Below are 25,117 nucleotides of genomic sequence, written 5' to 3' on the forward strand. Positions count from 1 at the left end.
TCCAATTTCTTGAAAAAAATACGGTACTCCAAAAATTACAGGAGAAAGTTATGGAATGGTTAATAAATGTAAAAAGCAGACTCAGAAAGTCTGCTTTTTACGACTAAAAAAATGTATAAGTCTGAATAACAGCTTATTGCTGTATAAAAGTGTTTATCTAAAATTGGAGTTAACGTTTAATATGCAGTTATGGTAAAAACGGATGTATTATAAAAGCCCAATTCTTTGTGAAAATTCATCTAAGTCATTTTCGGTAAAATCTAAATGTGTCACAAATCGTACTTGATGCTTGCCAAAGGTAGCTGCTTTGATTCCAATATTAGCTAGTTTTTGTACATATTCTCCTGAAAGAATAGCATTGTTGAGCGTGAATATCACAATATTGGTATCTACAGGAAGTACTTCAATTACCTCAGGGCGACTCGCAATAAGCGTGCCGATAGTACGTGCTTTGGCATGGTCTTCTTTGAGTCGGGCAACATGATTATCGAGGGCGTAAATTCCTGCCGCAGCCAAATACCCAGCTTGTCGCCAGCCACCGCCCCAACGCTTGCGTACTCGACGAGCTTTTGCGATGAAATCTTTTGTTCCTAACAAAACCGAACCTACAGGAATACCCAACCCTTTCGACAAACATATCGAAATAGAGTCAAAAAGTTCTCCGTATTGCAAAGGCGTTTCGTTGGTTTCAACCAAAGCATTGAATAGTCTAGCCCCGTCAAGGTGCAATGCCATATTATGTTTTTGACAAAGGGCTTTTATTTTAGCGATTTCAGTAATATCGTAATACGCACCGCCGCCTTTATTCACGGTATTTTCTAAAGATACCAGCCTCGACATAGGGTGGTGGAGGTTATCGGGTTGTATAGCATCGGCAATTTGTTCGGCTGTGATTCGGCCACGATTGCCGTGAAGTAAATTTACCGAAGCCGACGAGTTGGCAGCTATACCACCACCTTCGTATAAATAAATGTGCGAAAGAGCATCGCAAATAACTTCATCGCCTTGGTTTACATGCACATTGATGGCTATTTGGTTGGTCATTGTTCCTGAAGTGCAAAATAAGGCCGACTCATAACCAAATAACTGTGCGGCTTTTTGTTCTAATTGCTTGACGGTAAAATCTTCTTCAAAGACATCGTCGCCAACTTCTGCATGAAACATAGCATCGAGCATAGCAGGTGTTGGCTTGGTAAAGGTATCGCTACGGAGTTCTAATGGGCGAAAAGTGGTCATATTAAGTTTGTTGATACAACTAAGTTTACGAAATGATTGGAAAATCTTAACTTACAATTTCGGCAATTTACTTAATTTTGAGTTTGGGTCACAAATCTGTTCTTGAAAATCCTCTTTTTAATCATTCACAAATCTTGAAACAACAAACTAAAGCATATCTCTGCCTTCTTTTGGGCGTATTCTGTATAGCGTGGTCGGCAATTTTTGTAAAAATGGCTCACGCACCTGCACTAACTTCTGGTTTTTATCGGTACTTTTTTTGTTTTATTGGCCTTGTACCTATTTGGCTTTACAAAGGTGTTAAAGTACCTAGCAATAAGACGTTGGCATGGATAGCCTTGGGCGGGCTGCTGTTTGTTTTAGATATGTCTTTCTGGAATTTATCGATAGTTCGTACTTCGGCGGGTGTTTCTACACTTTTGGCCAATAATGCTTCTGTTTTTGTAGGGCTAGGAGCACTTTTCTTTTTCAAGCAGACCCTTTCTCGCCGTTATTGGATAGGCTTGGCGGTATCTATGTTGGGTGTTTTTATTGTGGCGGGCAAAGACTTGTTACAAAATCAAAGTGTTGGCGTAGGGCATTTAATGGCTATAACGGCGGCAGTTTTTTATGCAGGTTATATGCTTGTGACTCAAAAAGTACGAGGTACAATCGACACGGTCAACTTTATGGCATGGTCATTGATTCCCTGCCTTGTGCTATCGTGGAGTATTTGTAAAGTACAAGGGCTCGAACTCATTGAGTTTGATACACAAACATGGTGGGCTTTTGTAGGAATGGGTATTATTTGTCATTTATTGGGCTGGTTGTCTATCAACTACGCATTGGGGCATATCCCAGCCTCGGTGGTTTCGCCAACTTTGTTGTTGCAACCTGTACTTACGGCCTTTATTTCGTTTGTATTATTAAACGAAACCCTCCGAGCCGAACAAATTGCTGGAGGGTTTATTGTGATGATGGGTATTTATTTGGTCAACAAAAGAAGTTGAGATTGTAGCCGTTGAATCAGCATATTAATGAGCCTTTTAGTTAGTTCTTCTTCATGGCTAAGAAATATTTGGTATTCATCGAGCGTAAAATAGGCCGAAATAATACCTTCCAAATAATGTTTAAATTTCATGTCTTTTTTCACAACCTGTTCTATATATTGTATCTGCTCTTTTTCGGATAAAGCATAGAATTGTCCTTTCCGAACTACAATATATTGTCTGAAAATAGCTACTAAAAGGTCGTTTTGTAATTTGAGAATCGGCCGAAGGGTTGTATTCTGAAATTGTTCCAATACACTTTCAGTAGGTAATACCTGAGGCAAATTAGGGCGAATAGCCAGTAAGAAATCTCTTGAGTCTTCCATAATTTAGATATAACATCTACAGCCTGAAAAAGTTTTGGAGCTGTTATGCAGCCCCAAAATCAGAACTGTTTAAGATACGAAATCTTGCTGATAATATGCTGTTCTCGTTGGCGACTAAGGTCTGTGCCTATAAAGCCTCGTTGATTGAAAACCAGATAAATATAAGACAAAGGGCGGTATTCCCACGAAAAACGGATATTCCAAGTGTCTCGGTCGCTTTGGGTATTTTTCTGATAAAAACCAATTAGTTGTACACGAGGATTTAAGGCCAAGCGGCTTTCTATGCTATAAAGTTGTACACTTTTAGACTCTTTTTTGTCACCTACTTCTTCAAAACCATTATTCTCAAAACCAATATTGAAAGAAGCATGAGGGGTAGGGGCAATTTTGATAGAAGCTTGAGTATAATCCAATCGACCATTATAATAGCCTCCCATTTCATGATTGAAGAAATAAGATACCTTTTTGGAGGCATCGCTTCCCAAAATAATAGCAACACGGTTGTAACGATATTCTCGTGGCGTAATTTCTATACCTAAAGGGGCAAACACTTCTTCTAATCGTTGATAGTAATTAGCGTAAAAAATACCGCCAAATCCACCACTTTGAAGGTTAATCCATACAGGATTAAAGTTGAGTTGACGCTCGACCAGTTGCCCTGTTGTGGCACTATGATAAAACTCGGTAAAAAGCCCAGGCTCAAAACTCCTAACCCATGTAGGTCGCCATTTGCCTCTGTTGGTCAAATAAAAACCAGGTGCATTCGCAATAACATTGTTGCGTGACACAAAGCCCATTTCGGGGTTATATTTGTCAGTAACAATCGACTGGGTATACCATGCTACAAGATGGTTGTTTTTGTACAAAAACTGGTTGTACCCCGCAAAGCCAGCCGATGATTCGTTGGAGTTTTGTGAAAACATGGCCATCGAATTGAGTGACAGGACATTCGACAAGCGGAAAAATCCATCTACCGAGCCTGTAATATTATTGTAAGCCTCGGTATTTTTGACAGTGATCAAAGTACCAATACGATTTTGCGAGCCAATGTTTTCAGAATAACGACCTACAAAGAAATTGGTAGCACTCAAATCGTCGGTAGCTCTTTGACGAATAGCAATAGCTCCAATATTTCGTTTTAGTGACCGATACACCATTCTAGCACCTGCATCAATAGCCACAGGCTGGGCGTTATTATCTAGCCCAATGCGTCTGCTAAAAAATGGTTGAATACGCATAGCACCACCAGCTAGCTCCTCGATAGGCGATAATCCAGCTCCAAAAAGCGAGGCGTTTTCTAAAAAAAATTGTCGTCTTTCTGGAAAAAACACCGAAAACCGTGTAACATTATTTACTTGTCGGTCGGCATCGGCCTGAGCAAAATCGGTATTGAAGGTCAAGTCCAAAACCGTATTGGGATTGATAGCCCATTTTATTTCGCCTCCTAGTTTTAGCTTGGTTTGTTTTCCTGGATTTTCGTATTCGCTACCATTATAATTATCATAAGAAAATAAAGTATAAGGAATAAATCGAATGTTAGTAGCCGAAGGCGGAGGTGCTTGTAGGTTGCTCAATGTGCCTGCATAATCCATCCGTACTACACTAAACGACCGAGGATACGGCGACCAAGCGTAAGTGGCATTGGTATAGCGTCGATTTCTAAAAAAATTGATACCCCACGATTGAGCATCACTGGTTTTGGGATAGCGAAGGGTTTGCCAAGGTATAGCTATTTCGGCCACCCATCCCGAATCAGAACGGGCAGTTCTGACACGCCACAGCCCATCCCAATCAAGGTCATAAAGGCGGTCGTCAAAGGCCAATAAGTCTCGTTGTGTACCATAAGGATTAGTAACCATAGCCATGGCATTGCGTTTGTCGTTGAAGCCGTCGATGGTTACGCCAAAAGCATCATGACTTCTTAGCTCAAAATCTCTTTTAAAATCAGGAGCACGTAAGAAGTTTTTTCCAAGCGAATCGTAACAAATTCCTGCGATGTACAAAAAAGACTGATTATATAGTATTTTGACATGGGTAGGGTGCTTGGCTTTTTCACCCTGAAGAGGTTCTACCTCAAAGTCGAGCAGAATAGCCTGTGCTTTTGCCCATTCGCTTTCATCAAGTTTACCATCTATTTTGAGATTTTGTTTTATTGCTTTGGCAGGAATATCTTTACGAGGCTGCTGTGGTGAAAATGTATCTTGACCATAGCTTAAAAAACTGAACAGTGTAAAAAGAAATACAGGTAATAATTTTATCATAAAAAGAGAAGTTTGTGATGTACTTGTAAATGAGAGGTTTGTAGTGCGTAAATGAGTGCAAAGCTAGGCATTAACACTCATAAATTATAGAAGGTTTTGGATAGGCGGTTTTAAATAATTATGAAGGGAAATGCCATTCAACAAGCCTAGTGAAGCTTTTATAATAAATTAGGGACAAAGCAATGCTAAGTCCCTAACCCCCTAACCAAATTAATTTTAATCTTTTAACCAAAAGTTGACATGATTGCTAAAATATCAAAGTCCCTCTTAATATGCCATAAAAGCACTTAGCTGTCAACTGGATTTGTTAAATGAAGTGTAACCAAAAAACTTAGTGCAAAAAAACATACTTATTCTATAGCCCTAAAATTTATTCGCTAAGGACGTTTAAGTACTCGACCAATGACAAATAATAATGACTAAGCAAATAGCTATAGGACTTAGTTGTTTGTCGAAAAAGCGGTTAAAATTAAGTCTGTGGCATATTATATACGATTTATTCCTACTAAATTTGGTTATTAATAAAAACGCACTCACTCTTTTTCGTAAAAAACTTTATCAATCAATTACTTTGGAAACTACTGCTTCACTCAATCCTAATCGAGCACTTATTTTCAATGATATTCCGTTGAAAAAACTCCTTGCACGTCGGGGGGTATATCATACCTTGTTTTGGACTGTCATTTGTATTTATAATACGCTGTATTTAGGGTTTTTAAAAGACGATTACTCAGAAGCTTTCTTTGAATTTGCTGTTAAATTCCCTTTTTATTTGGGGCTTGTATACTGCAATATTTACTATTTTATTCCTAATTTTCTCCTCAAAGGGCGGTATATCCAGTACGTATTGTTGCTGACAGCTGCTACTTTTTTGGCTGTAGCATTTATCCAGACCCTCATTAATCACCTTATTTATATCAATTATTGCCCTGTTGGGTATCGTTCCGATGTGCTTTTCGACCCCAAGCCTACTGTTAAGCGTATGTTCGACATGGTATCTATTTTTGGGATGACAACAGGTATCAAATTGACTAAAGATTGGATTGGAAACCAGGAAAAAATTAAGGATTTAGAAAAACAAAATCTCAAAAATGAATTGGAGTTTTTGAAGTCGCAGATTCAGCCACACTTCTTTTTTAATACACTCAACAACTTATATTCTTTGACGCTCAAAAAGTCGGACCTTGCTCCTGAAGTAGTAGTAAAACTTTCAGACTTAATGAGCTATATGCTATATGAGTCTGATAGTCAGGAAACTACTTTGCGAAAAGAGGTAGAGCATATCAAGAATTATTTAGATTTGGAAAGTCTACGTTTTGGCAAACGTTTGCATCTTGATTTTCAGGTTTTGGGTGAAGTAGAGCAGAAAAAAATTCCACCATTATTGCTATTACCCTTTATTGAAAATGCTTTTAAGCATGGTACATCGCACGAAACAGGAGAAATACACCTGAAGATTGTGTTGCAAGTACAAGCCCAAAAGTTGTTGTTTGAGGTAGTGAACCCTCGTTTTGAAAACCAAAACCCTAGAAAAAAACACAAAGGATTAGGTCTGAAAAATGTAAAACGACGCTTAGACTTGCTTTATGGAAAACAGTACCATTTGGCGATTCAACCAACAGCCAAAGAATATGTGATTAGCCTAGAGCTTCCTTTTGAGGTAGGTGTTAGTAAATCAAAATAAGGCAATAGTGGTAAGCAGTTTACCCAATAATATACCAAAACTAATGAAAATATGAAGTTAAAAACGCTAATAGTTGATGATGAACCTTTGGCATTAGATGTTTTGGAAACATTTATTCAACGGGTTGACGGCTTAGAATTGGTGGGTCGTTGCGAAAATGGGATTCAAGCTTTTAATCTTTTGCAAAAAGGAGGTATCGACTTACTATTTCTAGATATAGAAATGCCTACTTTAGATGGGCTAGAGTTACTCAAAAGCCTTCATAATCCGCCCAAAGTGGTAATTACGACGGCTTATCGAGATTACGCTGTAGAGAGTTTTGAGCTAGACGTTGTTGACTATTTGGTAAAGCCTATTCCTTTTCAGCGATTTGTGAAGGCTGTCAATAAAGTTTTGCAAAAAAATGAAGAAATAGACCTTGTTTCAGAAGCCAATACTTTTAAGGCTGCACAGCCTATCGAAAAGCCCGAAGCTATGTTTATCAAGGTAGATAAGCGAATTGTAAAAGTCTATTTTGCAGATATTTTGTTTATAGAAAGTTTGAAAGATTATATCCGTGTACATACCGCTACTGAGTCGTATGTGACGTATCAAACTATGAATGGTATATGCGAAATTTTGCCACAAGATGCTTTTGCTCGTATTCATAAATCCTTTATTGTAGCGATTCATAAAGTAACGTCTATCGAGGCCAACGATTTGATAGTCAATAGTAGGTCGTTGCCAATTGGCAGAAGTTTTAGAGAAGAAATCTTAGAGAAAATATATCGAACAGGAGTACTTGCTGTAAAGTAAAAGTAGTATTGGTGTTCAAATAAACATGAGTTATCCCGAGTTTTAGGTAATATTAAAAACGCCCTATTTGTGTTTGTTGAGATTTATAAGGTCGTCAACATTGAAGAGGCTTATCAATTGCTCAAATGATAGAAAAATAGGGGTTATTCATGAAAAGGCGTTCGGAAAATTAATTTCGAACGCCTTTTGCATATTAAATGCCAGAGTAACACATCTTTAGCCGCAAAGCATCTTCAAAAATAAACACTCATTCACTAAATTTGGGATAACTCATATTTTATGGACAATAATCTTAGTAAGCTCTCGCAAAAATAACACGACGGCTCGACGGATTACCTGTATAAATACATTTTCCCTCTTCCTCCACGGCATCCAAAGGAATACAACGAATTGTAGCTTTGGTCAATTCCTTGATTTTCTCTTCTGTTTCAGGCGTACCATCCCAGTGAGCCGCAATAAAACCCGGTGTTTCGTCCAAAGTTTTTACAAAGTCATCCCAGCTATCAACCTGAAGTGTATTTTTAGTTTTAAATTCAAGAGCACGGTTATAGATATTCTCCTGGATTTCGTCGAGTAAGTTTTGAATAACCTCCACGATACCATCAATAGCATAAGTGTTTTTTACTTTGGTATCTCTTCGGGCAACTTCTACCGTTCCATTGGCCAAATCTCTTGCTCCAATCGCCAAGCGAACAGGCACCCCTTTTAGTTCGTATTCAGCAAATTTAAAACCAGGGGATTGCTTGTCGGAAGTGTCAAATTTGACAGACACACCAACTTTTTTCAAAGATTTTACAATAGGGTCAATTACTTCAGCAATAGCCGCTAGTTGCTCCGCTCCTTTGAAAATAGGTACAATTACAACCTGAATAGGAGCTAACTTTGGAGGTAATACCAACCCTTCATCATCAGAGTGAGCCATGATCAAAGCACCCATCAAGCGAGTAGAAACTCCCCACGAAGTACCCCAAACATATTCTTGCTGGTTTTCTTTATTTGAGAATTTTACGTCAAAAGCTTTGGCAAAGTTTTGTCCAAGGAAGTGCGATGTACCAGCTTGTAGAGCTTTACCATCTTGCATCATAGCCTCGATACAATAGGTGTCGTCGGCACCTGCAAAACGTTCGTTAGCTGTTTTTTTACCACGTACCACAGGCACAGCCATAAACTGTTCGGCAAAAGTAGCGTACACCTCCAGCATTTGTTCAGTTTCGGCAATAGCTTCATCTTTGGTAGCGTGTGCGGTGTGGCCTTCTTGCCAAAGGAACTCGGCAGTACGCAAGAAAAGGCGTGTACGCATTTCCCAACGCACCACATTGGCCCATTGGTTGATTAGTAAAGGAAGGTCACGGTGCGACTGAATCCAGTTTTTGTAGGTACTCCAAATAATAGCCTCACTAGTAGGGCGAACCACCAATTCCTCCTCGAGGCGAGCATTAGGGTCAACAATTAATTTACCTTTATTATCGGGGTCGTTTTTGAGGCGGTAGTGTGTTACTACGGCACATTCTTTGGCAAAACCCTCGGCATTTTTTTCTTCGGCTTCAAATAAACTTTTTGGCACAAAAAGCGGGAAATAAGCATTAGAATGACCAGTTTCTTTGAACATATCATCCAAAGCTCTTTGCATTTTTTCCCAGATAGAATAACCATAAGGTTTGATTACCATACAACCTCTTACGGCAGAATTTTCGGCTAAATCGGCACGCTTCACAAGTTCATTGTACCACTCAGAATAATTTTCGCTACGTTTTGGTAAGCCTTTGCTCATTTGTTTTTGTGAATTATTGGTTAATTGTTAATAGTGGACTTTTGCTAAAACAATCATCAATATTAGAATTATGTTAGAATATGGCCAAAATCAACTAAAAATATACAAAAGTAATAGGGGGAAACGTTTATAAAGTAGTCTTATTGTATGAATGCTCTAATAAAAGTAGTTATATGTCTCAATATCAATATTTTGGGTAATTGGAACATTCAAAGATTTAATTTTGTTAATGAAGTGTTAAATATCTTGCAAAGATAAGTTTTTGTAGTAAGTTTGTTATATGTTTTTTAGGCTAAGTTGGTTATTTTCTGCCACAATCACCATTATTGAAAAAATATAACCTACTGGCAAAGCTCCTACAACCAAAAATTCAAATGATTATGAACCTCCAACATTCTATTAAACTTTTATCGGCCACAGTGCTGATGAGTGCAGTTTGGGGATGTAGCACCTCGAATCAGGTGGGCAAAGTATCTTCTCAGAAAGAAGTGTATGATGACCTCTATGCTTCTGCAAGTGATGTTCGCCCTGCTACTTTAGGCGAGCGTGTTTATGGCGAAGAACGCTACAATGAGTATGCTTATAAAAATCCTGAGTATAGAAACAGCCAGTCGTCAAACAATGAAGGAACAGATGAGTATTATTCACAAAATTGGATAAACTCTCGTCAAGTATACCAAAATACTTCGCAAAACTATTACAGCCAAAATTATAACCCTTATAATTCATATAACTATGGAATGAACAATTGGTATGCCAACCCGTCTATTTCCTTTGGATTAGGATTTAGCCGTTGGAGTCCATTTGGGTATTCGTCTTTTGGTTATTATGACCCATTCTATGCTTACAGTTATGACCCTTGGGGCTGGTCGAGTAGCAGATGGATGTATGGTTATAATTCATGGGGCTACAGTCCGTACGGTTTTTATGACCCTTGGTCGTATCGTTATGGTTACGGGTATGGTTTTGGAAATACCTATTTTGTCAACAACAATTACGGTAGTGGTGTTACAGGTGCTGACAACAATGTTGTAAACAGGCCTCGTAGCCGTCAGGCATATTCAAATTCGGCATATAATAGCGATTTTAATAACTCAAGAGGCTCAGGTGGTACAAGAGGTAATAGAGTAGGCTCGGATATTACTAATAATAACGATTACTATTCTCGCCCAGCTAGAAGTGGCAACTCTTATAGCACAGGTACAAACAGTACTGGCACAAGAGGTAATAGTTACTCAAATGGCCGTAATAGCTCTTGGGACTGGTCGTCGGGCAATAGCAACAATAATCGTTCTACCAATTCTACTTCATCTTGGAGTAACTCTTCAAGCGGAGGCAATAGCAGCAGCGGAAGTAGTAGTGGCGGCGGTGGAGGCGGCGGTGGTCGTTCTCGTGGTCCAAGATAATATTAACATGAGATTAACAAATGATGGCCTTGCAAAGATGTACTTTGTAAGGCTTTTTCTCGTTAATTAGATATTAAATTTCCAAAAACAAACATCTTTAGCTTTATTCGTCTTTTGAATAAGAATTGAGTGGGGGAAAAGTTTATACTAAGTGTCCTATGAAAAATCTTATTGTAATGAAAATTAAAATTTTTGCATAAGCTATGAAATATATTAATCGTATTGCCTTTGCCTACCTGATGCTTTGTGCAGGAGGAAGTTTTGCCCAAGATAACAATTATGATGCTTTATCAAGACTATTCTCGCAAACAGTGCCAAGTGGTTCGGCACGTTTTCAGGCTATGGGAGGAAGCCATTCAGCACTGGGTGCAGACGTAAGTTCTACTTCTGGCAACCCGGCGGGCTTAGGATTTTATACTCGTTCCGAGTTTAGCTTTACACCTGCATTTCAGAGTATTAGTAATGGTACTTCGTACATCGATACCAAGAAAACCAACACCAGTACCGACAATTTTAATATTGCCAATATTGCGGTAGTATTTGCAGGAACTGATCCCGAATACAAAAATAGCTGGCGAGGCAATTGGTCTATTTCTTATAACCGTCAAAACACGCTCTACAATAAAGTTAGTTTTGCTGCTCGTAATACCCAAAGCTCGATGATGGATTACTTTGCCGATGTTACCAATAGAGATATTAATAACAATGGAGTAACCTTCAACGACTTGAAAGATGGACTAAATTTTGATGCTCCTAATTTTTTGTATGCAAGTGATATGTATTATTGGTCGTTTTTGATTAATCCTCAAGGTAACCCATTTGCTGGAGCAGAAGCAGGTAAGTCGGTTGACCAAAAATATGATTTTGAATCTACAGGACGTGTGAGCCAATGGACAATAGGATATGGAGGAACAGCCAATGAAAAATTGTATTTAGGGTTTTCGTTGGGTATACCAAGTTTTAGATACGAAACTCGTACTAATTACTCAGAAAGTATTATTAATTATGAGGCTATTCGCTCGTTTGATTTTACTAAAAACTTAACGACAAGTGCCAGTGGTTTAAACTTGACATTTGGGGGTATTTATAAACACAACAATATGGTTCGTTTTGGAGCATCTATTACAACACCAACATGGTATAATATAGATGAGTCGAGTTCGTCGTCACTCAAAGTGGATGTTGATGCAAGTAAGTCGGGAGGTATCGAGTTATCGTCGAATGTGTTGGATGGTAATAATACAATTGCCAATCGGTTGTTGGCTTTGGGTTATGGTATTGCACAAGCCAATGGTACGAGTTATATTACCAATGTGCCACGGTTATCAATAGCTCCTTATGATGTCAACTATCAGTTAAGAACGCCCTTCAAAGCCAATGGCGGGGTAGCGGTATTTTTTGGTAAAAAAGGCTTTTTATCGGCCGATGTCGAATATGTGGGCTATCGTAGTATGAAATTGAGTACATCAAGCAATGATGCGGCCTTGAGTGGCGATTTGGCTTATTATACTGATAATATCAAAAGACAATATAAAAATGTAGTAAATTTTAAGCTCGGAGGCGAGTTTCGTGAAGGCATTTTTGCGGCACGTGCAGGTATTGCTTATTATGGCGATCCTTATGCAACTACATTTGATAATGAGTCGATTAATCGCTCTCAGATGGTGTATTCTGCTGGTGTGGGTATCAAAACCAATACTTTCTATATAGATTTGACAGGAATGTACAGCCAAACCAAACAGGCTTATAACCCTTATGTATTGGACGATTCAGCTAAGTTTGCTACAGCTACTATCAACAACTCTTGGGTAAAAGGCTTAGCTACTTTTGGTGTTTATTTCTAGAGGTTATTTTTCAACAAAAACATGAGTTATGTATGAGTGATCACTCATGTTTTTGTTGAAAATAAATTACATTTTCATTTCATCCAAAAGCCACAATAGTTGCTCTACATCAATACTACCATCAACTTTTAAGTCGGCACGCATATAATCTGGTAGGCGTGCTTCGTAGCGTTTTCGGATATCATCTAGCAATGCCATATTATTCGATTGCTTATTGATGAGAGGCCTATTGTTGGCATCGGACATCTTGATGCGTTTGGCCAAATCCTCGGGCTGTACATTCAAGAATATACTAATACCCTGAGCCTTGATAAAGTCCATGTTATCAAAAAAACAGGGAACTCCACCACCAGTAGCAATCACGACTTTTTGGTTGGGGAGGAATTTTTTGAGAATCATACTTTCTACTTCACGGAAATAATTCTCGCCCTTCCATTTAAAAATCTCTGGAATAGATTGGTTTTCGTGGCGTTCTATAAGCTCATCCATATCTACAAATTGGTAGCCAATAGCTTTTGCCAGCTGACGACCCAAGGTGCTTTTACCAGAAGAGGGCATTCCAACTAAAAATATATTTTTCATGTATCTATTTCTGCCTACCCCAAACATGCTAGTATACTAGTTATGACTAGGCTGCTAAAGGGATTTTATTGTAACTTTTCCAAGACTTCTTCTTTAGATGGCGTTGCGTTATGCGACCATTTTCCTTTTACTGTACCATCTTTTAGCAACCAAATAACAGGGTTAGCTCTAGCAATGGTTTTTAATACCTTAACGTCGGCACTTAATACAGGGATAGCTAATTTTTGTTCGGAAACAAACTTTTGAACATCGCTGTCGGCCGAGCCTGTTACAAGCCAAACGGTAACGTCAGACCCCTTCAAACTTTGGATTAAACTTCTGATTTTATCAAAATGTTCAGTATGGGCTTTTTGTACAAAAGGACTAACAATCATTAATTTTTTTCCTACAAAACTTTCAGCTTTATAGTCAATCGAGTCACCATTACGATACAAATTATAGTCGGTAATACGAGCTTTGGCCTCGTCTTCATTGAGCTGAATCATTTGTTTGAATTTCCATGTGGTATCGGTTGGATATTCGTTAAATTCTTGCTCTTTGCCATTTTTCTCCATAATATACTTAAACTTAGGTGTTTCGCTAGGCTTCATGTTTTCGGCAATATTTTCGCCAATAGCATAAGGCAAGCCATCTTGTACAGGCAAATAGCGAACTGCATAAATGCCAAGTAATAAGCAAAATACACTAGAAATAGCTACAACAGAGCCTGTTTTTTTATCGGCAAAAATATGGCGTTGCCACAAAATAATTAAAATAAAGAACAGTAAGACCATATCCTTGATAAACGATGTCCAAGGTTTTAGTTTGATGGTTTCTCCAAAACAACCGCAGTCGGTTACTTTATTGAAATATGCCGAATAAAAGGTAAGAAAACCAAAGAAAATTACTGTGGCTAGCAATACCCAAGAGGCTGTCTTGAGTTTATATTGTACCAATAAGCACACCCCAAGCACCAATTCTAAGGCACATAGAAAAATCGAAACATACAAGGCCAAAGGAACCCAGAAATGCCAAAATCCCGCCATCCAAGGAAAGTCTGTAGCAAAAACATCAAAATATTCTTCTAATTTGATTTCTGTTCCTACTGGGTCGTTGAGTTTGATTAGTCCTGAGAAAATAAAAATGATACCAACGAAAATCCGAGAAAAATGAGCAATAAATTTCATGATAGAATGGGGTTCAAAAATAAGAGCTAGGGATTGATTATTGACAATAGCTATAGTATTGCCATGAATTTACAAAAATAACCAAGACCATGCCACAATTCTGTTAATGAACTGTTAAAGCAATTTTTATGAGCTGTATTATTGTTGTTGCTGTTGTTGTTGTCCCCAACCCATTTGGATAAGACAAAAAACGGCATAATTAAGCATATCTTGATAGTTGGCTTCTACACCTTCCGAAACAAGGGTTTGTCCTTGATTATCTTCGATTTGTTTCGTTCTAAAGATTTTCATCAAAATCAAATCGGTCATCGAACTTACACGCATATCACGCCAAGCTTCGCCATAATCATGATTTTTGTTCATCAAAAGTCCAAGTGTTTTGGCTACTTGTTGGTCGTAAAGCTCGCTTAACTCTGTTTCCGAAAATTCCATTTGAGTAGAATCGGTAAGGGCATTCTGAATCATCGCAATGATACAGTAATTGATAATACCAATAAATTCACCTTCAATACCGTCGTTTACCTTCTGTACCCCTTTCTCTTGGATAGACCGAATACGTTGTGCCTTAATGAAAATTTGGTCGGTTAAACTTGGCAAACGTAAAATACGCCAAGAAGTACCATAATCTTTATTTTTTTTCTGGAAAAGCTCTTTACACACAGATATTACTTGACGATATTCGATTTCTGTTTTTGTCATTAGCATAATAAAATAAGGACAGTATACTAAAATGTCCAGGTAGGTTGTTGGATATATTCTGCAAAAGTATTGCTTTTTGACCGAAATTTAAACTTTGAGACAGCTCAGCAATAGCATTTAGTAAGAATGAAGCATTTGGTATCTTCTTATGATAGGCGTAATAACCCTTTGCGTGTATATCGATTAAAGGTGTAATTTTTGCTATTATAGTTGTAAAGTAAGCTGAACAGAAAAAAGCTCATTTTCTGACACAATAGCCAGATTGTGTCTATTAGGATACAATAGCTCAAGTCGCTTTTGAGTATTTTGTAATCCTATTCCACTAGCAGCTCTCTTTGGTTGTTGGGGTAATTTATTGTTGCGTATCTCCACATACAACATTGATTTTTCTACCGAAACGCTAATTTGTACCCACGCTTTTGTTTTGGCAATTACGTTTTCAACGCCATGCTTGAAGGCATTTTCTACTAAGTTCAATAACAACATCGAAGGAATTGTGTCTTTTTCTCCTATATTTTCGGTATCAAAACCAATTAAAACCCTATTCCCATAGCGTATTTTAGCAAGGTCAAGATAATCCGTAATATGCTCTAGTTCGTTTGATAATAGTATCAGATCAAAAGACGACTCATAGAGTGTTCGTCGCATTAAATGTGATAATTTTAAGATAGCCTCCAAAGCCCTAGCATCGTTTTGTAATACAAGGCTATAAATACTATTGAGATTGTTAAAAAAGAAATGGGGATTTAGCTGATTTTTGAGCTTATTTAATTCCAATAAAGAGTTATCTCTTTCTAAAGTGATTATTTTGATAGAGGACTCGTAATATGACTTTCCGAATTTGATAACCAGCGGAAAAAGTAGTTCAAAAAAAGTATCAAAAAGGTAATAAAATGAAGGATGATTTCCCAGAAAAGCATTTTTGAGTCCATTTTGAAAGAAATTAGTACTAGCGTAGTAGGTTTCGCTATGGACATTAATTTGCCCCAATTTCAAATATGCCCCAATACTATAATAATTAATGAGCGTAACCAAGGCATAGTAAACTATGCACAATGCCAATAAGGGCAGATATTTCTTTTGAAATAGAAGAGGAATTCCCTTGTAGGCAATACCGTAAAAAGCCAGAATATTGATGCAAAAATTAGAAAACCCCGTAGGCAATATCCTGCCAGAAGTGAGGCTTTCTTGCAGTACGATAAACCTAAGAAAAAAGATAATTGCCCAAAACAAAATATGTAAAAACACGCTTAAAGCTGGAGGATAAGTCAAGTGGATAGAGCGATGGCGATACATACTAATTAATGGGTTTGATTCTTTGTAATACTCTTTCTCGAAATTGTAGTCCTATCTGAAGTTTTGTATCATTTTCTAGTTCAATGACATTCCCCTCAATAGATTTTACAGCGTCTATTTGTACAATATATGATTTATGAATTCTGAAGAATAGCTGTGAAGGTAAAAGGCTTTCTACCTTTTTCATAGTAATATGCGTTACGATAGTTTTACCTACGAATGGTACAATCTTGATATAATCGCCAAGTCCTTCTATATACAAAATATTGTCAAAGTCTATTCGGGTAATTTTACCATTTTCTTTTACGTAAAACTTGGTATCTTCCTCTCCTTGAGATTCTTCCAATATTGTGGGTATACTGCTAGCCGAATTATGTAAAAGAGTTATTTTATTAATCGCTTTCAAAAACCTATCAAAAGCAATAGGCTTTACCAGAAAGTCGCCTACGTCTAGGTCAAAGCCTTCAATAGCATATTCCTGATAAGCCGAAGTGATAATCACATAAGGGCGTTTGTGAAGCGATTTTAGCATTTGAATACCCGAAATTTCGGGCATTTTGATGTCAGTAAATACAATATCCACTTCATGTTGGCGGATATATTCTAGTCCTTCCAAAGCATTAGACAATACTATATCTAGTTGTAAAAATGGAATTTTCTCGATAAAATGCTGCATTACTTGTTGGGCGGGCAGTTCATCGTCGATAACAATACATTTAAGAGGATACGCCATATTTGATACGATTGGTTAAGCTGGCTCATAAATTTATATTGACTTCTCCAAAACCATGTTTGTCGATAGCCAGCCCTAGTTTATCGATTTTTTTTAATTTACTATTATTTCATTATCAATTTTGGATTGCTCGAAAATACCATAAATAAGGGCAAAAAGACGATTTTATAACGTTTAAATTCAAAATTAATATGAGATTTCCAAGGGTTTTATTCCTGATTTTGTTTATGCCAAAGTTGGCTTTAGGTCAACTATCAGCGAAGTCTATTGCTACACAGCAAGGGATAGCCATCAAGACACTACTAACCCCAATAGGAGCAAAACGGGTAGTAGGGTTAGGCGAGGGCACACATGGTACCAAAGAATTTAATGATATTCGGGTAGCTATTATTCAAGAGCTTTTCCTCCAAAAAGGCTTTAATATCATTTGTCTGGAAAGTGCTTATGGTGGAGGTTATTGGCTCAATCAAATCATCAATTCTAATGAGGATATTAAACAAGCCATGAAACAGCACCTAACTTCGATTTGGCAAACCCAAGAAATAGAAGCCTTGTTGCTATGGATGCGGCAGTATAACCAAACTCATAACAAGCCCATAACATTGATGGGTATGGACTGGAATTATATAGGAGGTTCAGGTAAAATCGTAAAGGAATTTTGTGAGAAAATAGGTACGTTAAAAACCTATGCCAACCAGCTAGAGCAATGTACCCTCAGGCAAGATACTGCGTGGGAAAAGCAAAATGATACTACAGCCGTACTGAATATGGCCGATATTATTCTGAATGCTTCAGAAGGGTATACTCTTACTGTCAAGATTGACAGTATTATGAATACAAAGCATGAATATCCTTTGGCTTTGAAAAATGCTTTACTTAATTGTAAACATGGGTTTTATGTATTGTATCAGGCAGGGAAAAAGCAAGAAGCTTTGTCAAGAGATGCCATGATGGCCGATATGGTATTGGCTGTATTAAACCAGCAACCCAATGCAAAAATGGCTATTATGGCTCATAATGGCCATGTGGCCTACAAAGCATCGGAGTATTTGCAAGGTGATGCCAACCCTGGAGGGATGGGGTATTTTTTACGAAAAAAAATAGGGAAGTCGTATTATGCAATAGGCACAACCACCGTAAAAGGAACTTATAGTGCTACAACAGATTTTGTAGATACCCATACCAATCAATTTCGGCCTTATCGCTTAAATAATCCTATATCAACCTCTTGGGAAGCTTATTTTGCCCAACAAAAATCAAGTATTTTTTGGATTGACGCAGGGGCGGGTTTATTGAAAAATAAGAAAAAATCATTTCGGTTTATTGGCTATCGGCCAGAAAATCAAGATAGTTATACCGAAGAAGCCAGTTTTGACACCTACTTCGATGCCATGCTGTTTCTCAGAGAAACTACTGCTGCTAGGCATTTATTTTAACAAACCCAGTAAGGCTAAAATACCTACTTCGTACTATCTTTGTGGTTTATAACAATCCTGATTTTGGTATGACGCAGATAATTAATTGCAGAGGAACACTTGTCGATTTAGTCCAGCCCCGTATTATGGGTATTATGAATATCACACCTGATTCCTTTTTTGAAAGAAGCCGCTTTTATACTACTGATGAAATTTTGACCCAAACCGAAAAAATGTTATTGGCAGGTGCTACCTTTTTAGATTTGGGAGGGCATTCAACACGCCCTGGGGCATCGCCAGTAAGCCAAGACGAAGAAATGAGGCGAGTTGTGCCTGCAGTCGAACAGATTTTGGCTCGGTTTCCTGAGGCGTTAATTTCTATAGATACCTTTCGGGCTTCGGTGGCCAAAGCTTGTGTCGAGGCTGGTGCTGTTATGATTAATGATGTTTCGGGGGGCTTGCTCGATACCCAAATGTACAAAACCGTAGCCAGCTTTGGTAATGTACCTTATGTATTGATGCACATGAGGGGAACCATCGAAACCATGACGCAAATGACCCAATACGATAATTTGGTATTAGATATTCTCGACGACTTACAGCAAAAAGTAGCTCAGCTCAGGGCTTTGAATCAGCGTGATATTATCCTTGATTTGGGTTTTGGGTTTGCCAAAAATATCGAACAAAACTATAAGTTACTTAATCATATCGAAGATTTTGCTGTGATGAACTTACCAATGTTGGTAGGGGTGTCTCGTAAGTCTATGATTTGGCGAAAATTGAATATCCCAGCCTCCGAAGCACTTAATGGAACTACCGCTCTTAATACGGTTTCTTTGCTAAAAGGAGCGAATATTTTGCGAGTACACGATGTAAAAGAAGCAATAGAAGTAGTACATTTGGTTGAAGCACTTTTGGCTAAATAATTATAAAACTAAATATTTAGTTTTATAATTAAAAAATTAGTTTTAATATTGGGTAAGTAATCTTTCATACAGATACTTACCTTTTTTTATGACTAAAATTAAACGACTATGAAAAAAATAGTACAGCGTTTTGGGGTTATCATACTCATGATAGCAAACTATGCAGCCTTATCACAGACTGTATCTACCACGTGGCAAGAATATCTGTCGCAGGGCTTGTATGCCAAGGCCATAGATATACTGAGTGTCGATCTGGATACCAGCAATACAGAACATCTTACTAAATTGGCCCATTGTCATGCCAAGCTTGGTCATATTCCACAAGCCAAAAAGTTCTACAAGCTGGCTCATAAAATTAATGCCAGTGCCTTAGACGTAAATTTGCAATTAGCCTATTTGTCAGAAAAAGAAGGAAACTGGAGCAATGCTTTGTTGTATTACAAACACCTCAATACCTTAGACTCAACTAACCCTTATTATTACAAAGAAATAGCCAAAGTACTGGTACGTCAACGAAAAGAAGAGGAGGGCATAAAGTATTTGTTAAAAGCCCTGAAAATAGACTCTTTGGATATTGATGGTATTGCCGATGTTGCCAATTTGTACCTCAACGATGCCAAAGAAGAACAAGCCGATCCATTTATCAAGAAAGGAATCGCTCTGGATAGTAACTCTATCCGTATGCGTCAGCTTCGTGCAAGGTTCAATTATAGAATTGGGAATTTTGATAGAGTTCGCCACGATTTAACATTTACGCTTGCCCAAGGGGATTCTACCGTTTTATTTCAACGCCTGCTCGGAACAGCCTATTATTATTTAGATAGTATTCCGCAAGCAGTAAAGACTTTTCAACGTTTGCTCGATAAAGGAGAAGATGTCGAATTTGTGAGAGCGGGGTTGGGGTATGCTCAACTCAAAATGAATAATGAAATGATAGAACACCATGGTTTTGCAAACTTGCGAGAAGCCATCCATTTGGGTACTTCCGAGCGTATTCCTGATTATAGAATAGCTCAGGCCGAAATGTTTGACAAATGGGGACAAACTCAGTCTGCTTTCAAAGAGTTTAAAGCGATTTATGATACTTTTCAGCGACCAAAGGCCCTATTGAAAATGGCCGAAATCCAAGATAGACGCTTGAACGACAAAGAGTTGTCACTGATTTATTACCAAGAATATGTGCGTGTTTGTAGCATTCAGAAAAAGCCCCATGCCGATTGCAAGGCTATAGCAAGTGCTGTAGAGCGTATCAAATTCTTAAATCCACAAAGTAAAAGTAGCATACCACAAAATATGGTAGCCTCAATCGTAAAAGACTCTAGCGTTGTAGTAAAAGATACCCTCAAAGTAGAAGGGAACGAATAATATATCTAGGGCGAGGATTCAGTAAAATACTCGCCCTAAAACTACACTCTTTTATGCTTGAAGCGTCTGTGCGACCATAACCAATCGGAGGGGTTTTCTTTTATGGACCTTTCCAGTGCTTTTACATACGCCTCCGTGATTTCGCCTTGTGCAATATTGCTATAAGGCCGTTCTATTAAAGTAGAGTAATTTAAAATGTATGAACCTCTTTTTTTTCTAATCAATTCGCCATAAACAACGGGGTAATTGAAGCTTCTGGCCATTTTTTCAGTTCCCGTAAAAAAATCCGTTTCTTGATTGAGAAAGGTTGTCCAATGAGCCACCTCTGGGGTTTCGGCGGCTTGGTCTGAGATAATCCCCAAAATTCTGGATTGTCCTTTTTTCTTAATCACTTCCCGTAGTGTTTGTTTCATCGGAATAGGCTGAATCCCAAACCTTGAGCGAATTGTAAACATGAGTTTATCAAAAAACTTGTTAGAAAGAGGTTTGTAAATGACATCGCAAGGAATACCACTTTGGATAGTACGAGGTGGGATAATCTCCCAGCAGTTGAGGTGATTTGACAAAATCAAGATAACCTCATTTTGTTCATGATAAGACAAAAGTTGTTCCATTCCACGTACTTCTACCATATTCTCTAATTCTTTTCCCGAAATAGTAAGTAATTTTAGGGTTTCAACGATAGTATCACAAAGGTTACGATAAAACCCTTTGGTTAATTGGGCAATTTCAGTGTCGTTTTTTTCAGGGAAAGCATTTTTTAGGTTCATAACTACTACTTTCTTTCGATAGCCAATTACATAAAATGTAATCAAATAAAGAAAATCAGCAAGAGCATAAAGAATACCGAAAGGTAAATACGACAAGAAACGAAAAAAAAGCATAGTAATTGGATTATGTGAAAAATGTTAAAGATGAAAAGACCTGTCCTCAAGAAACTCCGTACATCATTTTAACACAAGAGATTTTAGTCACCAAATATTTAGGATATATACATAGCATATTCCAAAACAAATTTGGAATTTTTACAAAAATAGGGTTGAAAAAGTCAAAAAAAGCGTAAAAAATGGCTGAAAATTTGAATTTATACCCCTAATACATTATTTTAGATAAATGATTATTGATTTACATTACCTCCCCAGTCTCGAATACTTTGCTTGTATCCTACAACACGATACAATCACAATAGAGGCACATGAGTATTACGAAAAGCAAAGTTACCGAAATCGTTGTAAAATTCTTGCTTCAAATAAAATAGATATACTATCGATACCAGTACAGAATGGTAATTCGAAGGTATTAATTCGAGATTTAAAGATAGAATATCGCCAAGAATGGTTGCGTCGGCATTGGGGTGCTATTTATTCGGCGTACGGGAAATCACCATTTTTTGAATATTATGCTGATTTTTTTGCAACCGTTTTTGAAAAAAAGACTGACTTTTTGTTCGATTTTAATTTAGAGTTACTGACAATTTGTCTGAAACTTTTAAAAGTAGAAAAAAAGATTATTTTTACAGAAGAATACCAAAAAGTAGCTCAAAACGATTACCGAGGGCAAATACATCCCAAAAGGGACTACGCACTCAATAATATTTATCAGCCAATTGCGTACCGCCAAAATTTTGGCAATGAATTTGAGCCTAACCTTTCTATAATAGACTTGTTGTTTTGTCAAGGAAATCAGGCAGTAAAGGTACTTGAGCATTCTATCACGAAATGAACAAAGTTGGTAGATTAAGTGTTATTATCGTAGTTTGAAGGTTTTAATTAGTGTACGCTTTTAAACTATTAACCAGAAAAAACTCTTTCGCATGGAGGCAAAATTTTCAAACAGAGTTAAGGAAGTCATCTCGCTTGCCCGTGAGGAAGCAATCAGGCTGGGTCATGATTACATAGGCACGGAACACCTCGTTTTAGGTATGATTCGTGAAGGCGAAGGAATTGCACTCGAACTTATCAAAAAATGTGGAGTGGTTCTCGACGACCTACGTGTTACGATTGAACAAGCTACCCAAGGTGTAGCTCGCTCTAATTACACCATCAAGAACAAGCAAGATATTCCATTATCTCGTCAGGCAGAAAAAGTGCTTAGAGTAACATACTTAGAAGCACGCATTTTTAAAACAAATCTCGTTGGAACAGAACATTTGCTCATGGCAATTCTTAGAGATGAGGATAATTTGGCTAGACAAATTTTAGAGAAGTTCCAAATCAATTATGAACTGATAAAGGATATGGTCGAATATCAATCTAACCCTAATATTAAGTCGGGGCCGTCTGATACTGACGACAACGATGATGACGCAAGATCTTTTGCGGGTGGAACTGGCATGGGTAGTGGTGCAACAGCTAATAAAGGTGCCGAGAAATCTAAAACACCAGTATTAGATAATTTTGGTCGTGATCTTACTAAAATTGCTGAGGCAGGAAAACTAGACCCAATTGTTGGTCGTGAAAAAGAAATCGAACGTGTTGCTCAAATCCTTTCTCGTCGCAAGAAAAACAACCCTATCTTGATTGGTGAGCCGGGTGTTGGTAAAACTGCAATTGCCGAAGGTTTGGCGTTACGTATTGTTCAGAAAAAAGTATCTCGTGTACTTTTTGGGAAAAGAGTAGTTACCCTAGATTTGGCTTCATTGGTGGCTGGTACAAAATACCGAGGCCAGTTTGAGGAAAGAATGAAGGCGGTAATGAATGAATTAGAAAAATCACCAGATGTAATCCTATTTATCGACGAATTACACACAATCGTTGGTGCTGGTGGTGCATCAGGTTCATTGGATGCCTCAAATATGTTCAAGCCTGCGTTGGCTCGTGGCGATATCCAAGTTATCGGAGCTACTACGCTTGATGAATATCGTCAATATATCGAAAAAGACGGTGCTTTGGCTCGTCGTTTCCAAACGGTTATGGTAGATGCCACTACAGTGGAGGAAACAATCGAAATCTTGAACAATATTAAAGATAAATACGAAGATCATCACCACGTAACTTATACCGATGAGGCTATCGAGCAAGCCGTGAAATTGTCAGAACGTTATATCTCTGACCGTTTCTTGCCAGATAAAGCTATCGACGTGTTGGACGAAGTGGGGGCTCGTGTACATATTTCTAATATTACTGTTCCCGACGATATCGTCGCTTTGGAAGCAGCTATTGAGAATATCAAGAAAGAAAAAAATGCGGTAGTAAAATCACAAAAATACGAAGAGGCTGCTCAGCTAAGAGACCGTGAAAAACGTTTATTAGAGCAACTCGACCGTGCAAAACGTGATTGGGAAGAAGATACCAAACGTCGTCGTTATACTGTGTCTGAAGAAAGCGTAGCGGAGGTAATTGCTCAGATGACAGGTATTCCTGTAAGCCGTGTAGCAGCTACTGAAGGTCAGAAGCTGTTGAATATGAACGAAGAGCTTAAAGGTAAAGTGATTGGTCAAGACCAAGCCATTATCAAGCTCGTGAAGGCTATTCAACGTACAAGAGTAGGCTTGAAAGACCCTAAAAAACCAATTGGTTCATTTATTTTCCTAGGCCCAACAGGGGTTGGTAAAACAGAATTGGCCAAAGTATTAGCTCATTATTTATTTGATAAAGACGACGCTCTAGTAAGAATAGACATGAGTGAGTACATGGAGAAATTTAGTGTATCTCGCTTGATTGGAGCACCTCCAGGTTATGTTGGTTATGAAGAAGGGGGACAATTAACCGAAAAAATCCGTCGCAAGCCGTATGCAGTGGTATTGTTGGATGAAATTGAAAAAGCTCACCCTGATGTATTCAACTTGTTGTTGCAGGTACTCGACGATGGTATCTTGACTGATGGTTTGGGTCGTAGAGTAGACTTTAGAAATACCATCATTATCATGACTTCAAATATCGGGGTTCGTGACTTAAAAGATTTTGGAACTGGAATTGGTTTCTCAACAAAAGCTAAAGCCGACAATGTCGACGATGCAATGAAAAGTACTATCCAGAATGCTTTGAGAAAAGCATTTTCTCCAGAATTCCTCAACCGTTTGGATGATGTAATCGTGTTCAACTCGCTTGAACGTGAACATATTCACCAAATTATTGATTTGATGTTGAAGAAACTATTCAATAGAATCTCGGCATTGGGGTATCAGGTAGAATTAACTGAGAAAGCGAAAGATTTCTTGGCCGAAAAAGGTTATGACCAACAATATGGTGCAAGACCACTCAATAGAGCTATTCAACGCTATTTGGAAGACCCTGTAGCAGAAGAAATCTTAAAAGGAGATTTGGCAGAAGGTGATGTTATCTTAGCTGATTATTCGGGAGAAGGCGATGCTCTGACTTTGTCAAGAACATCTACAACCGCAATCACTGAGGAATAATCTTTGGTAGAATATATCATAAAAAGGCTGCCCGAAAGGGTAGCCTTTTTGTTGTTATGTATCAACACGATGCCAAACAGTATTTATAACCCCTAACATTGCGAAAATACATAGGGAAGAGCTAGCCTTAGAAAACTTAGTTTTTACTTGCAAACGCCACATGTACCCCCATTTTTGGCACAATGCTTACAGTATTTACAATTTTTACAAACAGAACAGCTTTTTGA

20 protein-coding genes are annotated in these 25,117 nt (G+C 37.9%); 10 read left to right on the forward strand and 10 right to left on the reverse strand.

What is annotated here, in order from left to right:
* Window positions 1-207: 207 nt before the first annotated feature.
* Window positions 208-1,236, reverse strand: coding sequence for a threonine aldolase family protein (locus FLEMA_RS0102105; RefSeq protein ID WP_026994024.1), 1,029 nt, complete (start codon window positions 1,234-1,236; stop codon window positions 208-210).
* 134 nt (window positions 1,237-1,370) lie between these two features.
* On the opposite strand from FLEMA_RS0102105, the gene FLEMA_RS0102110 reads away from it, so the two are divergent.
* Window positions 1,371-2,225: a DMT family transporter gene (locus tag FLEMA_RS0102110; protein ID WP_144080030.1), complete on the forward strand. Its 855-nt coding sequence runs from the start codon at window positions 1,371-1,373 to the stop codon at window positions 2,223-2,225.
* Here the strand turns inward: FLEMA_RS0102110 and FLEMA_RS0102115 are convergent.
* Entirely contained in the window at window positions 2,201-2,590 is a 390-nt protein-coding gene (locus FLEMA_RS0102115) for a hypothetical protein (protein WP_026994026.1), read from the reverse strand. The genes FLEMA_RS0102110 and FLEMA_RS0102115 overlap by 25 nt on opposite strands.
* Window positions 2,591-2,649: 59 nt before the next feature.
* Window positions 2,650-4,851 carry a carbohydrate binding family 9 domain-containing protein gene (locus FLEMA_RS0102120; protein WP_026994027.1) on the reverse strand — a complete coding sequence of 734 codons (2,202 nt, stop codon included), beginning with the start codon at window positions 4,849-4,851 and terminating at the stop codon, window positions 2,650-2,652.
* Window positions 4,852-5,422: 571 nt separating this feature from the next.
* Here FLEMA_RS0102120 and FLEMA_RS67230 point away from each other — a divergent pair.
* A complete protein-coding gene (locus tag FLEMA_RS67230; protein ID WP_052353915.1) occupies window positions 5,423-6,535 on the forward strand; it encodes a sensor histidine kinase in 1,113 nt (370 codons plus the stop codon).
* Window positions 6,536-6,586: 51 nt separating this feature from the next.
* A complete protein-coding gene (locus FLEMA_RS0102130; RefSeq protein ID WP_026994028.1) occupies window positions 6,587-7,330 on the forward strand; it encodes a LytR/AlgR family response regulator transcription factor in 744 nt (247 codons plus the stop codon).
* Window positions 7,331-7,622: 292 nt separating this feature from the next.
* Here the strand turns inward: FLEMA_RS0102130 and proS are convergent, their stop codons facing one another.
* The gene (gene proS, locus FLEMA_RS0102135) at window positions 7,623-9,101 is read right to left on the reverse strand and encodes a proline--tRNA ligase (protein WP_026994029.1); all 1,479 of its coding nucleotides are present in this window, start codon (window positions 9,099-9,101) and stop codon (window positions 7,623-7,625) included.
* Between the two features lie 380 nt (window positions 9,102-9,481).
* Between proS and FLEMA_RS0102140 the strand changes: the two genes are divergently transcribed.
* Entirely contained in the window at window positions 9,482-10,507 is a 1,026-nt protein-coding gene (locus tag FLEMA_RS0102140) for a hypothetical protein (RefSeq protein WP_026994030.1), read from the forward strand.
* A 203-nt stretch (window positions 10,508-10,710) separates the two neighbouring features.
* On the forward strand, window positions 10,711-12,351 hold the full coding sequence (locus tag FLEMA_RS0102145; protein ID WP_026994031.1) for a hypothetical protein: 1,641 nt from the start codon (window positions 10,711-10,713) through the stop codon (window positions 12,349-12,351).
* 66 nt (window positions 12,352-12,417) lie between these two features.
* Here the strand turns inward: FLEMA_RS0102145 and FLEMA_RS0102150 are convergent, their stop codons facing one another.
* The 5 genes from FLEMA_RS0102150 to FLEMA_RS0102170 form a co-directional block, all read right to left on the reverse strand.
* Window positions 12,418-12,933, reverse strand: coding sequence for a shikimate kinase (locus FLEMA_RS0102150; protein ID WP_026994032.1), 516 nt, complete (start codon window positions 12,931-12,933; stop codon window positions 12,418-12,420).
* Between the two features lie 65 nt (window positions 12,934-12,998).
* Window positions 12,999-14,099: a BT_3928 family protein gene (locus tag FLEMA_RS0102155; protein ID WP_026994033.1), complete on the reverse strand. Its 1,101-nt coding sequence runs from the start codon at window positions 14,097-14,099 to the stop codon at window positions 12,999-13,001.
* Window positions 14,100-14,237: 138 nt separating this feature from the next.
* The gene (locus FLEMA_RS0102160) at window positions 14,238-14,798 is read right to left on the reverse strand and encodes a DUF1599 domain-containing protein (RefSeq protein WP_026994034.1); all 561 of its coding nucleotides are present in this window, start codon (window positions 14,796-14,798) and stop codon (window positions 14,238-14,240) included.
* Between the two features lie 204 nt (window positions 14,799-15,002).
* Window positions 15,003-16,094: a sensor histidine kinase gene (locus tag FLEMA_RS75855; RefSeq protein ID WP_052353916.1), complete on the reverse strand. Its 1,092-nt coding sequence runs from the start codon at window positions 16,092-16,094 to the stop codon at window positions 15,003-15,005.
* Window position 16,095: 1 nt separating this feature from the next.
* A complete protein-coding gene (locus FLEMA_RS0102170) occupies window positions 16,096-16,827 on the reverse strand; it encodes a LytR/AlgR family response regulator transcription factor (protein ID WP_044170633.1) in 732 nt (243 codons plus the stop codon).
* 191 nt (window positions 16,828-17,018) lie between these two features.
* Between FLEMA_RS0102170 and FLEMA_RS67240 the strand changes: the two genes are divergently transcribed.
* The 3 genes from FLEMA_RS67240 to FLEMA_RS0102185 all read left to right on the forward strand — a co-directional run bounded on the left by FLEMA_RS67240 (window position 17,019) and on the right by FLEMA_RS0102185 (window position 20,533).
* Window positions 17,019-18,263, forward strand: a complete 1,245-nt coding sequence (locus tag FLEMA_RS67240) for an erythromycin esterase family protein (protein ID WP_081681240.1) — start codon at window positions 17,019-17,021, stop codon at window positions 18,261-18,263.
* Window positions 18,264-18,331: 68 nt separating this feature from the next.
* Complete coding sequence (gene folP, locus FLEMA_RS0102180) at window positions 18,332-19,168, forward strand: dihydropteroate synthase (RefSeq protein ID WP_026994036.1); 837 nt, start codon at window positions 18,332-18,334, stop codon at window positions 19,166-19,168.
* A 108-nt stretch (window positions 19,169-19,276) separates the two neighbouring features.
* Window positions 19,277-20,533 (forward strand): tetratricopeptide repeat protein, encoded by a 1,257-nt coding sequence (locus FLEMA_RS0102185; RefSeq protein ID WP_026994037.1) that lies wholly within the window; start codon window positions 19,277-19,279, stop codon window positions 20,531-20,533.
* Between the two features lie 41 nt (window positions 20,534-20,574).
* Here FLEMA_RS0102185 and FLEMA_RS0102190 read toward each other — a convergent pair whose 3' ends face one another.
* The gene (locus FLEMA_RS0102190; RefSeq protein WP_026994038.1) at window positions 20,575-21,417 is read right to left on the reverse strand and encodes a lysophospholipid acyltransferase family protein; all 843 of its coding nucleotides are present in this window, start codon (window positions 21,415-21,417) and stop codon (window positions 20,575-20,577) included.
* Window positions 21,418-21,646: 229 nt separating this feature from the next.
* Here FLEMA_RS0102190 and FLEMA_RS67245 point away from each other — a divergent pair, with 229 nt between their 5' ends.
* Window positions 21,647-22,255, forward strand: coding sequence for a WbqC family protein (locus FLEMA_RS67245; protein ID WP_044170638.1), 609 nt, complete (start codon window positions 21,647-21,649; stop codon window positions 22,253-22,255).
* A 91-nt stretch (window positions 22,256-22,346) separates the two neighbouring features.
* Complete coding sequence (locus tag FLEMA_RS0102200; protein WP_026994039.1) at window positions 22,347-24,890, forward strand: ATP-dependent Clp protease ATP-binding subunit; 2,544 nt, start codon at window positions 22,347-22,349, stop codon at window positions 24,888-24,890.
* The last annotated feature ends 227 nt before the right edge of the window (window positions 24,891-25,117 follow it).

This window comes from Flectobacillus major DSM 103 (assembly GCF_000427405.1).
GTDB classification, from domain to species: domain Bacteria; phylum Bacteroidota; class Bacteroidia; order Cytophagales; family Spirosomataceae; genus Flectobacillus; species Flectobacillus major.

Bases quoted from the DNA above. Each gene is read 5' to 3' on its own strand.
- FLEMA_RS0102160 (WP_026994034.1), bottom strand. From the start codon at position 14,798: ATGACAAAAACAGAAATCGAATATCGTCAAGTAATATCTGTGTGTAAA.
- FLEMA_RS0102190 (WP_026994038.1), bottom strand. From the start codon at position 21,417: ATGCTTTTTTTTCGTTTCTTGTCGTATTTACCTTTCGGTATTCTTTAT.
- FLEMA_RS0102115 (WP_026994026.1), bottom strand. From the start codon at position 2,590: ATGGAAGACTCAAGAGATTTCTTACTGGCTATTCGCCCTAATTTGCCT.
- FLEMA_RS67240 (WP_081681240.1), top strand. From the start codon at position 17,019: ATGAGATTTCCAAGGGTTTTATTCCTGATTTTGTTTATGCCAAAGTTG.
- FLEMA_RS0102145 (WP_026994031.1), top strand. From the start codon at position 10,711: ATGAAATATATTAATCGTATTGCCTTTGCCTACCTGATGCTTTGTGCA.
- proS (WP_026994029.1), bottom strand. From the start codon at position 9,101: ATGAGCAAAGGCTTACCAAAACGTAGCGAAAATTATTCTGAGTGGTAC.
- FLEMA_RS67245 (WP_044170638.1), top strand. From the start codon at position 21,647: ATGATTATTGATTTACATTACCTCCCCAGTCTCGAATACTTTGCTTGT.
- FLEMA_RS0102200 (WP_026994039.1), top strand. From the start codon at position 22,347: ATGGAGGCAAAATTTTCAAACAGAGTTAAGGAAGTCATCTCGCTTGCC.
- FLEMA_RS0102140 (WP_026994030.1), top strand. From the start codon at position 9,482: ATGAACCTCCAACATTCTATTAAACTTTTATCGGCCACAGTGCTGATG.
- FLEMA_RS0102155 (WP_026994033.1), bottom strand. From the start codon at position 14,099: ATGAAATTTATTGCTCATTTTTCTCGGATTTTCGTTGGTATCATTTTT.
- FLEMA_RS75855 (WP_052353916.1), bottom strand. From the start codon at position 16,094: ATGTATCGCCATCGCTCTATCCACTTGACTTATCCTCCAGCTTTAAGC.
- FLEMA_RS0102185 (WP_026994037.1), top strand. From the start codon at position 19,277: ATGAAAAAAATAGTACAGCGTTTTGGGGTTATCATACTCATGATAGCA.
- FLEMA_RS0102150 (WP_026994032.1), bottom strand. From the start codon at position 12,933: ATGAAAAATATATTTTTAGTTGGAATGCCCTCTTCTGGTAAAAGCACC.
- FLEMA_RS0102130 (WP_026994028.1), top strand. From the start codon at position 6,587: ATGAAGTTAAAAACGCTAATAGTTGATGATGAACCTTTGGCATTAGAT.
- FLEMA_RS0102120 (WP_026994027.1), bottom strand. From the start codon at position 4,851: ATGATAAAATTATTACCTGTATTTCTTTTTACACTGTTCAGTTTTTTA.
- FLEMA_RS0102105 (WP_026994024.1), bottom strand. From the start codon at position 1,236: ATGACCACTTTTCGCCCATTAGAACTCCGTAGCGATACCTTTACCAAG.
- folP (WP_026994036.1), top strand. From the start codon at position 18,332: ATGACGCAGATAATTAATTGCAGAGGAACACTTGTCGATTTAGTCCAG.
- FLEMA_RS0102170 (WP_044170633.1), bottom strand. From the start codon at position 16,827: ATGGCGTATCCTCTTAAATGTATTGTTATCGACGATGAACTGCCCGCC.